Below are 12,216 nucleotides of genomic sequence, written 5' to 3' on the forward strand. Positions count from 1 at the left end.
GTATTGGGCAACGCGATGTATTTTAATGGTGGTAGAGAGGTGTTTCGCTGGGAGCATGCTTGGGTGCGCATTGGTTCCGAGGTGGTTGATGGTAACGTAGACATTCTTTATGAGAATCCCGTTGTTCCACAGACCATCTCCATTGCACCATATTGGGGAGCAGTGGTTGACGTTCCAGGAGATCGTAGGCTACGGGAGGGGGGCACATCACTGACTCTCGACGATGATGACATTGAGAAGATATGGTGGCCTGAGCTTCGAGTGCTCGTGCAAGACCTGAAGGCTTCATGATTAGCAGCTTTTCGAAGAAGCCCTCCTACTTCCCCGCCTCACGCGTCCCCGTGCCTTTGGGCTGCTTCATGAGGCTGTCTCCGAGTTCGGCGCGGATGGTCTCGGCGTGCTTTTGCAGGCGGGCCACTTCGTCTGGGTTTTGGGCTGCGACGTTCTTGGATTCGCTGAGGTCGCCGTAGAGGTCGTAGAGCTCGGGCTGCTCGATCTTCACGGGCTTGTAGTTGACCGGCTTGCCGCCGGTGGCCTTGGGGATGTCCGTGGGCAGGCTGCGGTAGGTGTGGGGGAGTTGCAGCTTCCAGCGGCCATCGCCGCTGCTGATGGCCTGGAGCTGATTTTGCTCGTAGTAGAAGGCGTAGAAATCGTGCGGGTTTTTGGCATCGGGCACACCGGAGACGATGGGCCAGCAGTTGAGGCCGTCGATCTTGTGCTCAGGCAGTTTCGCATCAATGACGTGGGCGATGGTGGGCAGGAGATCAATGGTCATCATCATGGTGTCGGTGGTGGTGCCGGCGGGGATTTTTCCGGGCCACTTCATGATGCCCGCCACGCGGGTGCCGCCCTCCCAGCAGGTGCCTTTGCCCTCGCGCAGCGGGCCTGCGCTGCCGGCATGGTCGCCGTAGCTGAGCCAGGGGCCGTTGTCGGAGGTGAAGATGATCCAGGTGTTGTCTTCGAGGCCGTTTTTCTTCAGGGTTTCCACGATCTGGCCCACGGACCAGTCCACCTCCATCATGACATCTCCAAACAAGCCTTTGCCGGACTTGCCCTTGAACTTGTCGCTCACAAACAGGGGCACATGCACCATGCTGTGGGCGAGGTAGAGGAAGAAGGGTTTGTCCTTGTTTTTCTCAATGAACTGCACGCCCCGGGTGGTGTAGTCGGTGGTGAGGTGGGTCTGATCCTCAGGCGTGACATCGGCATCCACGACCTGGTCATTTTCGACCATGGGCAGCTTGGGAAAAGCCTTCTTGGCCTGCGGATGAAAGGGCCACATGTCATTCGAATAAGGAAGGCCGTAGTATTGGTCGAAGCCGTGCTGGGTGGGGAGAAACTGGGGCAGGGAACCGAGGTGCCATTTGCCCACGGCGGCGGTGGCATAGCCCTTTTGTTTCACCAGTTCGGCCAGGGTCGTTTCATCGGCGCTGATGCCGTGCTTGGCTGTGGGGCCCAGGGCGCCGTGGATGCCCACGCGGTTCGGGTAGCAGCCGGTGAGCAGGGCGGTGCGGGAGGCGCTGCACACGGGCTGGGCGACGTGGAAATTGGTGAATTTGCGGCCATCGGCGGCCAGCTTGTCGATGTTCGGGGTCTGGTAGCCCTGCGCGCCGAAGCAGCTGATATCAGCATAACCCATATCATCCATAAAAATTACGACGATATTGGGTTGGGAGGACGCCGAAGAGGCCGCTTGCGGGGCAAGAATCAGGGCCAGGATGGCAGAAAGCAGGGGGCGCATGTTTGAAATGGGTTGGGAGTGAAGGGTGTGGGAATAAATCGGCCCTCATGAAAACGCCTGAGAAAACTGCGCACTTCCACACAATTTTTCTGCTTGCTGATTCCTAGCCCTCCTTTATGATCCGCGTCCTTCCCGGACAGAATTAGCGTTTTCACGGCGAGAGTGGGGTCCTCCCCGCTCTTTTTTGTCTGGTGAAAACACGAATTTCATATGATCAGCGAACTCAAAGCCCTCTTCGACTATTACGAGAAAGAGAAAGGAATCGACCGAAACAAAATGGTCGAGGCCCTGTCACAGGCATTGCTCGCCGCCTCCAAGAAAAGCATCGGTCCCGCCCGGGAACTGCGCATCGACATTGATCCTGACAAAGGAACCATCAAAGCCTTCGCCAAACTGATCGCGGTGGAGACTGTCACCAACCGCTGGGAGGAGCTTCCGCTCGAAACGGCCAAGCGCTTCAAGAAGAGCGCCGTTCTGGGGGATGAGATCGAAGTCGAAGTCACGCCCAACAACATGGGCCGCATCGCCGCGCAGACGGCCAAGCAGACGATGCTGCAGCGCCTCCGCATGGCGGAGAAAGAAAATCTGTACGAAGAATTCAAGGACCGCACCGGTGACGTCGTCAGCGGCGTGGTGCGCCGCTTTGAGAAGTCCGACGTGATCGTGGACCTCGGCAAGTTTGAAGGCGTGATGACCTCCAAGGAGCGTGTGTCCACCGAGGACTACACCCCCGGCGACCGCATGCGCTTCTATGTGAAAGCCGTGGAAAAGGACAGCGGCCGCGGCCCTGAGATCATCCTTTCCCGTGCGCACCCGAACTTCGTGCGCCGCCTGTTTGAATTTGAAGTCAGCGAAATCGGTGACCGCACCGTGGAGATCGCCAGCATCGCCCGTGAAGCCGGCTACCGCACCAAGGTGGCCGTGCATAGCGCCGATGAAAAGGTGGACCCCGTGGGTGCCTGCGTCGGTCTGCGTGGCGCACGCGTAAAGAATATTGTTCGAGAGCTGAACAACGAGAAGGTGGACATCATCCGGTGGAAAGCGGATCCCGCCGAGTTCGTGCGTGAAGCCCTCAAGCCGATCAAGGTCCTCTCCATTTCCGTGAACACGGACAAGAAGGAAGCCCGCCTCACCGTCAGCGACGAAGACCTCTCGAAGGCCATCGGTCGCCGCGGCCAGAATGCGCGCCTGACTTCCCGCCTCGTGGGCATGGATCTCGTCATCGAGAAGGATGAACACGCCGCCGAGGTCTTCGAGGGCCAGATGGGCAGCGCGGTGCATCATCTCGTGGACGCCCTTGGCATCACCGAGGATGTGGCCCGCCAGCTGACCCAAGGCGGCATGGGGGATCTCAAAACTCTGGCCACCGGGGTGGATGTCTCTGACATCGCCGAGGTGCTGGATGGCGACCAAGCCCTGGCCCAGCAGATTTTCGACAAAGCCGCAGCACATGCTTCCTCTCCTTCCAAGGAGTAGCCCCTGTGCCGCCATGACAACGATTTCAAACCAACCCCCAACTCACGACCAGCCAGCCTCCCACGCCGCTCGCCCGATCTCATTCTCTCATGCCCAGCAAACCCTCCTCCGCCAAAAAGAGCAAGTCCCCCACCGACGAAGTCGTTGAGGCGGCTGTGCCTGCCGATAGCGCCCCGCCCAAAAAAGAAGCCAAAGGGAAGGTGCTGTCGTTGATTGAGGAAAAGAAGCCCCGGAGCAGAGGGCCGGTCAGAGGGGGCAATGCATTGCCGCCCCTGGGAGCCAAAAAAGTAGAGGAACCCGCGCCCGCGCCACAGCCCGTCGTTCCCGCCAAACCCACGCTGGACGAGCGCAAAGCCGCCGCGCTGAACCTCTTTGAGGATGATGAAAAGCCGAAGGTGCGCCGCCGCCCGGTGGATGAAAACGCCCAGCACAACGCGCTGCCGCCCATCTCCCTGCTGAACGACCCCACTCCGCCGAAGCCGATCGTCCCGATCGTGCATGCCCCTCCTGCCGAGGTGGTGGTGCCGGAGTTTGAGGTCAGCGAGAGCGGTGAAAAAATCATCCACCTGAAGCCGCCGATCGTGGTGAAGGATCTGGCGGACAAGATGGGCCTCAAGCCCTTCAAGATCATTTCCGAACTCATCGCGTTCAAGGTTTTCGCCAGCGCGGACAAGGCCATCGACATCGAGATCGCCGAGAAAATCTGTGAGAAGCACGGCTTCAAGCTGGAGCGCGACAAGCGCGAAAAAGGCGGCGGCGTCCACAAGGTGGAAGAAGTCATCGTCGAGCCTGTGGCCCAGGTTGTTGAAGAGGTGGAGGAGGACAAACTGGAGCTCCGCGCCCCGATCATCACGTTCATGGGTCACGTTGACCATGGCAAGACCTCCCTTCTGGATGCTCTGCGCAAGACGCAGGTCACCTCCGGTGAAGCAGGCGGCATCACGCAGCACATCGGCGCCTACTGCATCTGGCACAACGGCAAGCCCATCACCTTCATCGACACCCCCGGCCATGCCGCCTTCTCGGCCATGCGCGCCCGTGGTGCCAAAGTCACGGACATCGTGGTGCTCGTCATCGCTGCAGACGACGGCATCATGCCGCAGACCAAAGAAGCGCTCAGCCATGCGAAAGCCGCTGGCGTGCAGCTCATGGTCGCGCTGAACAAATGTGACCTTCCTACGGCCAACGTGCTGCGCGTGAAAAGCCAGCTGCAGGACATCGGACTCGCGCCGGTGGACTGGGGTGGTGAGATCGAAGTCATGGAAGTCTCCGCGAAGACCGGGCTCGGACTCGACAACCTGCTCGAAACCATGTCCCTCCAGGCGGAAGTGCTGGAGCTCAAGGCGGACCCCAAGGCCTCCCCTCGTGCCACGGTCATCGAATCCTCCATGGTGGCCGGCAAAGGCCCTGTGGCCACGGTCATCGTCGGCCAGGGCACGCTCAAAGTCGGCCAGGCCTTCATCTGCGGCCCGCTCTGGGGCAAGGTCAAGGCGATCATCAACGACCGCGGCGAGTCCATCAAGGAAGTGCTTCCGGGCATGCCCTGCGAAGTCATCGGCTTCAGCGACATGCCGCACGTGGGCGACGAAGTCGTCGTCATGAACAGCGAGCGCGACGTGAAGAAGCTCAGCGAAGAGCGCCTGGAGGAGATCCGCCAGAAGAAGCTCAACGTGCCGCGCCGCTCCACCCTGGAGCATCTCTTTGCCAGCATCGAGGACAGCAACAAGAAGGCCCTCAAAATTGTCCTCAAGTGCGACGTGCAGGGCTCCGTGGAAGCCGTGGCCAAGTGCCTCACCGACATCAAGAGCGACAAGTGCAACCTCGACATCCTGCATCAGGAAGTCGGCGCCATCAACGAGTCCGACGTCCTGCTGGCCAGCGCCTCGGACGCCATCATCATCGGCTTCAACGTCAAGGTGGAGAACAAGGCCCTCACCGTGGCGAAGCGCGAGACGGTGCAGATCAAGCTCTACTCCATCATCTACGAACTCATCGATCAGGTGAAGGAAGCCATGGCCGGATTGCTCGATCCGATCACCCGCGAAAAGGTCATCGGCCATGCCCGCGTGAAGCAGGTCTTCAAGGTCAACAAGGGCTTCGTCGGCGGCTCCGTCGTCACCGACGGTGTCATGAACCGCAAGCAGCGCGCCCGCGTGCTGCGTGGCGGCCAGGCTGTGTATGACGGCGGCTTTGAAACGCTGCGCCGCTTCACGGACGAAGTCAACGAAGTGCGCAACGGCATGGAGTGCGGCATCAAGCTCTCCGGCTTCAGCGACTACGAAGAAAACGACGTCATCGAGTGCTACGAACTCGAAAAAATCGCCCAAACTCTCTGATCCAGCCCGTCGTATCAGGTTTCAGGTCATGAGCGTGCCATTCACGCTGCTGACCGGAACCTGAAACCCGCCCCCTTTCAACTGCCCCTATGTCCCTCCGAGTCGATAAAGTACGCGAGCTCATTCGTCGTGAGCTCAGCACCATCCTCGAGAAGGATTTCCGCAACGAAGGCTGTCTCGTGACCATTCACGACGTCAGCCCCACGCCGGACATGCGGCAGTGCTTTGTGTACGTGGGTGTCATCGGCAAGCCGCACCAGCAGGACGCGGCCCTGGCCAAGCTCGTGAAGGCCCGTGGGTTCATCCAGCGGGATCTGTACAAGCGCGTCAAACTGCGCAGCAGCCCCCAGCTTTTCTTCCGCCTCGACAAATCCGTCGAGCGTGGCGTGCCGCTGCTGAACATCATCGACAATCTCCCCCCGCCGCTGCCGGATCTTCCGGTGGAAGGTGAGGAAGTGAAGAAGGATGTGGAAGCCGAGGGCAAGGCTGGGAAGTAATCAGGGAAGGGGGAGTGGCAAGACCGAAGCAAGCGGATGGAAGTCTCGGGCTTCATCAGGCCGGGCTTGTTTTCGAAAGGCCCTGCACACACTGCTATCTAGCGCGCCTGACGTTTCCTGCGCTGGCTTTGCATCCCGGCCAGTTGTTCCTTGAGATGTTGATCGTCGATCGTGGGCAGGCCGGCAAAAATCTTGCCAGCCAGTGAATTGTCTGACCGGGAGAGCGCCCAAAGCGCGGAGATGGCATTGATGTAGGCGGCGGAGCCCGGTTGCTTGAGGTATTGCGCCAGCAGGGCTGACTTGGCGGCAGTCCATTCCGGCAGATCCAAGAGCCAGGGATAACGAAGGCAGGTGCCTCTGAGGCTGTCGGTTTGAGCCCGAGCCAGGACGGCCCAGATTTCCTGAGTGAGGTGGGGATCTATGTGCACGCGATCCAGCATCTCCATGAGGGTGGTGTTGAGTGCCTTTTCATCTTTCTCCTGCAGCGACTGGAGAAACGCCGCACGGTCCAGCAGCAGGCCCTGGGCGAACTTGAGGGCCTCGGTACGGGTGCGCTCCGACTTCGCCGTGCGCAGTTTTTCCAAGACGGGGATCAGACGTGTTCTGACGTCGTGAGTGACGACTCCTTTGACGGCTGCCAGGCGGCGCGTGCTGTCGGTGTCCTCGTCTTTGTTCGGGCTGTTGATGGCCTGATGCGCGAGCTTTCGCAGCGCCCAGTAGGCAGCATCGTCGGAGCCGCTTTGCATCGCTTCTTCGATGAAGTCGATGGAGTACCAGGCGTGGAGGGCTTGCAAAGCCGCTGCACGGGGCGGGTCGGTGTCGCTGTAGAAAGAGCTGGTGCCCAGGTTGTCCAGCACCTCCGGCGGAAAGCTGGAGATCAGCTGCTCCAGCGCCGCCAGACCTTTGCCGGTGGTCGTCAAAGTTCGTGTCGCCTCCTCCATCACGCGGCGCGGCTCTCCTTCGATGGCAGGATCGGAGATGATATGAATCACGGAAGCATCAGCCTGGGCGGCTATGAGCCAGGGGAGGCATATGAGAACGAGCAGTTTCATGAGGCGGATCGTATTTGAGATCGTTCAATCAGGATGGAGATGGGAGGAATGCGAGGGCTTAATGGCCGGCACCCTGTCTGACGCACCAGGAGAGTGCGGTCTTGGGGTGGCTCCAAGGATGGGCTTTTTTTCTGCACCCGCCTGACAGTCTGAACTGGATTGCCGGTGAAATCATTGACACGCCTTCCGCCGGTCCGGTATAAGCGGGGCATGGCCAGCAGCATTCGCCTTCCATCCACGGGTGCTTCGTACCGCCTCACGGCCATGCTGTCGGGTTCGGGGGCGGGCTTCAGCATGGGCCTCATCCTGTGCCTGTGCGGGGGCTTGATCGCTTGCTTTGCGCTGCTCAGCGCGCAGATGCGGCAGCCTGCGCCGGTGGTGGCAGTCGCCCCGCTGTCTGCTGCGGACCAGGCCTTCAACGCGCGGTACTACCCGCTTATTGATTGTTGGCTGTTTCGGATGCCGCGAGGGAAGTATGTCTATGCTCTACCCGATGTCACCCTCCCGGAGCCGATCCCTGATGACCTCCCCACGGGAGATCCTTGCCCCAAGACTCCGCTCTACCCCAGGACACCCGCAGTCGCTCCTGCGGCTGATGCCCAAGGTGCCGCTGAAGTCCGGTGACAGCGGAGTGCTTGCGCCTGGATTGTGTTTTATGCTGTGAATATTGCGCGCTGCTGGGGCATGAGCTTCAGGGGCAGGGGGTGAACGGCCATTTGGTATGACAGACCTGCCCGGCTGCCTACGATCCGTCCCCCCCTCCATCACTTTTCGACTCCCGTCTTTTTTCACACTGCGCATGCTGGTTCCTCCCACGACTCATCCAGGGCTCGCCCGCTGGACCAATCTCTTCAGTCTTTTGGTGATCGGCATCGGGGGCGCGGCCATCGCCGGATGGATCTTTGATGTGTCTTTGCTCAAGCGCATCGTGCCGGGAAGCATCGCCATGAAGTTCAATGCGGCGCTGGTGTTCCTCCTTGCGGGGCTCTCCCTGCGCGGCGCGGCGGCCTGCCGCAGCCGGTGCTGCCGGCGGATGGGGCAGATCTGCGCGGGCCTCGTCATCCTGACCGGCGGGCTCACGCTGGTGGAGCACATCTCCGGGCTGGATCTTGGCATCGACAATCTGCTGATCCAGGAGCAAGGGCGTGAGACGAGCAAGTACACCCCGGGCCGCATGTCATCGCAGACGGCCGTGAGTTTTGTGTTCTTTGGCGTGGCGCTCCTGCTTTCCGCCGGCCGCAGGCGTGGCTGGTGGAATGTGGTATCCCGTGCGCTGCTGGTCTGCGTGGCCTTCCTTGCCCTGGCGAATCTGGTGGGGCATCTCTTTGGCTTCGTGTTTCAAGTGGGCATCAGCCAGATCACCGGCATGGCCATTCATACCTCGCTGGGGTTTCTGCTGCTGTGCGCGGGCCTGTACTGCGCCAGGCACGAGGCCGGTGATGCGAAGGACATATTGTTCAGCGAGACCACGGGCGGCATCATGGCGCGGCGGCTGCTGCCGGCGGCCATCCTGCTGCCGCTGCTGCTCGGCTGGCTCAGGATGGGCGGGAGGAAGGCAGGCCTGTATGATTCGCCCGCCGGGGCGGCGTTCTTCGTCGTCTGCACCCTGGTCTTTTTCACCGTGCTGGTCCTTGCCACAGCACGCCAGCTGCACCTCCAGGACCTCGCGCGGCGTGAGGCCGTGGAGGCGCGTGATCGCACGATCGCGGAGCTGCAGCGTGCGCTGGATGAAGTCCGCACCCTGCAGGGACTGCTGCCCATGTGCGCCTGGTGCAAGAAGGTGCGCGACGATCAGGGCTACTGGGACGATGTGGCCTCCTACATCGCCAAACACACCGAGGCCAGCGTGTCCCACGGCATCTGCCCCGACTGCAGCAAGGAGCATTTTCCCGCGACGCAGCCCGCCGTCACTTCACCGGACGCAGCATCTACATAGGTTTCACCGTGCTGAGTTTGCTGCCCCAGCGCAGGAGAACCGGGGGATGAGAGATCTTGGTCAAGGCGGGCCATTGGGGGGCTGAGCTAACGCGAACGCGGCAGCGTTTTGGAGTGCGGTCGCGCAGATGCAAGGCGCAAGCCTGCATCGGAGCTACCGCTTTCGCGAGGTGAAGAGGGTTCTCCTTTCTTGCAGTGCCGTCCGGCCTGCGAAAGCGGCGTCGCGCCCAGGCTTGCCGCACGCACTCCAAAACGCTGCCGCGTTCGCGCGCGCCAATTCCCCCCCATCCCATCCTTTCTGATCTTTTATCTGGCATTTGCGCCGGCAGGAGACAGCTATCGCCCACCACCTATGCCTGCCCAATACGCCCGTTATCCTTCGCTTGTGGACCGCACTGTTTTCATCACGGGCGGTGCGGATGGCATCGGCAGTGCGCTGGTGGAGCAGTTTGCGCGGCAGGGCAGCCGGGTGGCGTTTGTGGACAAGAACGTGGCGTATGCCCAGGCGACGATCCAACGCTGCACGGACGCGGGCGTGGCGCATGCGCCGTTGTTTTATGAGGTCGATCTGCTGGACATCGCTGCGCTGAAGGCGACCTGCGCGGCAGCCGTGCGCGATCTCGGCAGCGTGACCGTCCTCGTGAACAACGCCGCCAACGACGACCGCCACGCATGGCAGGACGTGACGCCCGAGTATTTTGACAACCGGATCAACACCAACCTGCGGCATTACTTCTTCGCCATCCAGGCTCTGGCGCCGCAGATGATCGCCGCTGCGCACGGCTCCGTGATCAACATCGGCTCCAGCAGCTACATGATGCAGGAGGATTTCTTTCCCGGCTACGCCATCGCGAAGTCTGCGGTGGAGGGCATCACGCGCACCATGGCCCGCACCTTCGGCCCGCATGGCGTGCGCGTAAACACCGTGCTGCCCGGCTGGGTGCCCACGGAGCGGCAGCTCACGAAATGGTGGTCGCCCGAAGGCGAGGCGGGCACGATGCGGGATCAGGCGATCAAACGCCGCATCCTGCCGGAGGAATTCGCGCAGATGGTCCTCTTCCTCGCCGCCGATGATGGCGCCGCCTGCACCGCACAGCAGTTCATGGTGGATGGTGGTAGGTTTTAAGAGCGCGTGTTTTTTCCGCCAAACGTCGGGTGCTGGAAATGAACGGCGGCGACTTTCACTTTTCGGGCGGTGATCCTGCATGAAACCGCAGGGCTGCGTGCGTACTGTCCGCATGCCAAACATCCCGTCTTTCCTCCTCACCACACTCGCCCTCCTGCTGCTGGGTTCCGCCCAGGCTGCGGACACACCGCCGCAGGTCACCGTCAGCAACATCCGCCGCATCTTCCACAACGGGGAGCACAATGCCTTCACGGATCTCGTGCGCTTTCGCGGCCAGCTCTACCTCTGCTTCCGCAGCTGCCCGGACGGCCACATGGTTTTCAACACCGCCTCCGCCATCGTCATGCGCAGCGCGGATGACGGTGCCACGTGGACGCAGGTGCACCGCTTTGCGGTCAAAGACCGCGACACGCGTGATCCCCACTTCCTCGTCTTCAAAGACCGGCTCTTTGTTTACACCGGCACCTGGTGGAGCGGCCCCGGCAGCATCCAGCCCAAGGACTACGACATGAACAAGATGCTCGGCTTCGCCACCTGGAGCGATGATGGCACGAAGTGGAGCGAGCCCGAGCTGCTGGAGGGCACCTTCGGCCTCTACATCTGGCGCGCCGCCGCCTCCGGTGGCAAGGCCTACCTCTGCGGCCGGCGCAAGCCCGGCTACGACATCGGCCCCAAAGGCGAGGGCGACAAAGTGCAGTCCCTCCTGCTGGAAAGCGATGACGGCCTCATCTGGAAAAAGCGCGCCTACTTCGCCGAGACCGCCGGAGATGAGACTGCGTTTCTCTTTGAGAAAGACGGCAGCCTGCTCGCCATCGGGCGTCATGGCGGCGGCAAGAACGCCCTCGTCATCCGCTCCCGGCCACCCTTCACCGAGTGGAGCCGTCAAAGCCTGGACCGCCCCGTGGGCGGCCCGCTCGTCGTGAAATGGGGAGAGCACACCCTCGTCGGCGGACGCAAGACCACCAAAGAGCAGGGCGCCAAGACCTCGCTCTGCTGGCTCGTCGGCGATGCCCTGCAAGAGTTCGCCGAACTCCCCAGCGGCGGCGACAATTCCTACCCCGGCTTTGTCCAGCTCTCAGACAAACGCGCCCTCGTCTCCTACTACTCCAGCCACGAAAAAGACGCCGCAGGCAAGACCATCACCGCGATCTATCTCGCGGAGCTGACGCTGGAGTGAGGGGATTCTGGCGGTGGCTGGAAACGAGATGGCAGGCAGTGCAGGGCAATCAGCTAAAGTGGGAGTTCGTGTCTGATTGTGCGGCAGTCGTATTTTCTTATGCCACGTCCGCTGCTTAATATTAAAGTGGAGGCTCTCGCTCTCCCTTAGGCTCAGTGTAGTTTGAAGTAAACCTCGTGAAATGGTTTCCTGATTCCGACCATCTACGCGAATCGTCAGCCACTCTTAACAAGCGCCGCGACAGCTTCGTTTGACCAATATAGTTTTTGTGATCGGGGATTTGACACCAAGAGGCGTCCTCACTAACGACATATTCAATGAATTCGATGAGACAATTGGCCCAATTGACTGATAAGTTACGTGAAAAAGCGTTAAGCTTATTATAAGTCGACTCGTCACGAATTGGGGTCACTTGTGCCATGGTCTTGATGTAATCTTCATCGGTCGTCCCCCATAAAAGATGAATGTTGCCGGCAGGTGCAATCTCGATCTTCGTTACCTTCTCGACTTCAAAAACAGTGGGGTCGTAGTTTAACACCAGTCCCTTAGCCAATAGCTGTTCCACAGATAAAATAACATCGCTTGCATCAAATCCCATGGATAAAAAATACTCTATTACCGTTGAAAGGGGGACAAATGTAGAGCTGTCGCCAGTCTTCTCCGGCGGGACATCACGGAGAAACTGAAGAACCCTTAACGAAATCAAGGGCGATGTGGGACGTTCAAGACCCATATCAAAAATATTCTGGACAAAGGGGTGTTCTCCGCTGGGATATATATCATACTTTCTTTTGATGATCGCTTGTTTAACTTTCCACGGCTGAATCACATCAGCGTCGTTGGCAACATGGGCAGTGAAGAGACGATCTATTGAAA

Annotated in this window: 10 protein-coding genes and 1 pseudogene; 8 read left to right on the forward strand and 3 right to left on the reverse strand. The window is 60.4% G+C overall.

The window, feature by feature from the left end; genetic code table 11:
- On the forward strand, window positions 1-291 hold a 291-nt coding region (locus WAW39_RS23425), incomplete at its 5' end, for a hypothetical protein (RefSeq protein WP_422321581.1).
- 25 nt (window positions 292-316) lie between these two features.
- Here WAW39_RS23425 and WAW39_RS23430 read toward each other — a convergent pair.
- Window positions 317-1,741 (reverse strand): sulfatase, encoded by a 1,425-nt coding sequence (locus WAW39_RS23430; RefSeq protein WP_422321582.1) that lies wholly within the window; start codon window positions 1,739-1,741, stop codon window positions 317-319.
- A 210-nt stretch (window positions 1,742-1,951) separates the two neighbouring features.
- Between WAW39_RS23430 and nusA the strand changes: the two genes are divergently transcribed.
- From nusA to rbfA, 3 genes are all read left to right on the forward strand, one after another.
- Complete coding sequence (nusA, locus tag WAW39_RS23435; protein WP_422321583.1) at window positions 1,952-3,217, forward strand: transcription termination factor NusA; 1,266 nt, start codon at window positions 1,952-1,954, stop codon at window positions 3,215-3,217.
- Between the two features lie 89 nt (window positions 3,218-3,306).
- Window positions 3,307-5,553 (forward strand): translation initiation factor IF-2, encoded by a 2,247-nt coding sequence (gene infB / locus WAW39_RS23440; protein WP_422321584.1) that lies wholly within the window; start codon window positions 3,307-3,309, stop codon window positions 5,551-5,553.
- Between the two features lie 89 nt (window positions 5,554-5,642).
- Window positions 5,643-6,050 (forward strand): 30S ribosome-binding factor RbfA, encoded by a 408-nt coding sequence (gene rbfA / locus WAW39_RS23445; protein ID WP_422321585.1) that lies wholly within the window; start codon window positions 5,643-5,645, stop codon window positions 6,048-6,050.
- 98 nt (window positions 6,051-6,148) lie between these two features.
- On the opposite strand, the gene WAW39_RS23450 is transcribed toward rbfA, so the two are convergent.
- Window positions 6,149-7,102 carry a hypothetical protein gene (locus WAW39_RS23450; protein ID WP_422321586.1) on the reverse strand — a complete coding sequence of 318 codons (954 nt, stop codon included), beginning with the start codon at window positions 7,100-7,102 and terminating at the stop codon, window positions 6,149-6,151.
- A 210-nt stretch (window positions 7,103-7,312) separates the two neighbouring features.
- Here WAW39_RS23450 and WAW39_RS23455 point away from each other — a divergent pair, with 210 nt between their 5' ends.
- From WAW39_RS23455 to WAW39_RS23470, 4 genes are all read left to right on the forward strand, one after another.
- The gene (locus WAW39_RS23455; protein WP_422321587.1) at window positions 7,313-7,726 is read left to right on the forward strand and encodes a hypothetical protein; all 414 of its coding nucleotides are present in this window, start codon (window positions 7,313-7,315) and stop codon (window positions 7,724-7,726) included.
- Window positions 7,727-7,901: 175 nt separating this feature from the next.
- Complete coding sequence (locus WAW39_RS23460) at window positions 7,902-9,038, forward strand: hypothetical protein (RefSeq protein ID WP_422321588.1); 1,137 nt, start codon at window positions 7,902-7,904, stop codon at window positions 9,036-9,038.
- A 351-nt stretch (window positions 9,039-9,389) separates the two neighbouring features.
- Window positions 9,390-10,163 carry an SDR family NAD(P)-dependent oxidoreductase gene (locus WAW39_RS23465; protein ID WP_422321589.1) on the forward strand — a complete coding sequence of 258 codons (774 nt, stop codon included), beginning with the start codon at window positions 9,390-9,392 and terminating at the stop codon, window positions 10,161-10,163.
- 112 nt (window positions 10,164-10,275) lie between these two features.
- Window positions 10,276-11,340, forward strand: coding sequence for a sialidase family protein (locus WAW39_RS23470; RefSeq protein ID WP_422321590.1), 1,065 nt, complete (start codon window positions 10,276-10,278; stop codon window positions 11,338-11,340).
- Between the two features lie 121 nt (window positions 11,341-11,461).
- Here WAW39_RS23470 and WAW39_RS23475 read toward each other — a convergent pair.
- Window positions 11,462-12,216, reverse strand: a pseudogene (locus WAW39_RS23475) (hypothetical protein); the annotation flags it as partial.

The sequence above is a fragment of the Prosthecobacter sp. genome, from assembly GCF_049294395.1.
Classification (GTDB): domain Bacteria; phylum Verrucomicrobiota; class Verrucomicrobiia; order Verrucomicrobiales; family Verrucomicrobiaceae; genus Prosthecobacter.

Coding starts and splice junctions, on each gene's coding strand:
- WAW39_RS23430 (WP_422321582.1), bottom strand. CDS start 1,741: ATGCGCCCCCTGCTTTCTGCCATCCTGGCCCTGATTCTTGCCCCGCAA.
- nusA (WP_422321583.1), top strand. CDS start 1,952: ATGATCAGCGAACTCAAAGCCCTCTTCGACTATTACGAGAAAGAGAAA.
- infB (WP_422321584.1), top strand. CDS start 3,307: ATGCCCAGCAAACCCTCCTCCGCCAAAAAGAGCAAGTCCCCCACCGAC.
- rbfA (WP_422321585.1), top strand. CDS start 5,643: ATGTCCCTCCGAGTCGATAAAGTACGCGAGCTCATTCGTCGTGAGCTC.
- WAW39_RS23450 (WP_422321586.1), bottom strand. CDS start 7,102: ATGAAACTGCTCGTTCTCATATGCCTCCCCTGGCTCATAGCCGCCCAG.
- WAW39_RS23455 (WP_422321587.1), top strand. CDS start 7,313: ATGGCCAGCAGCATTCGCCTTCCATCCACGGGTGCTTCGTACCGCCTC.
- WAW39_RS23460 (WP_422321588.1), top strand. CDS start 7,902: ATGCTGGTTCCTCCCACGACTCATCCAGGGCTCGCCCGCTGGACCAAT.
- WAW39_RS23465 (WP_422321589.1), top strand. CDS start 9,390: ATGCCTGCCCAATACGCCCGTTATCCTTCGCTTGTGGACCGCACTGTT.
- WAW39_RS23470 (WP_422321590.1), top strand. CDS start 10,276: ATGCCAAACATCCCGTCTTTCCTCCTCACCACACTCGCCCTCCTGCTG.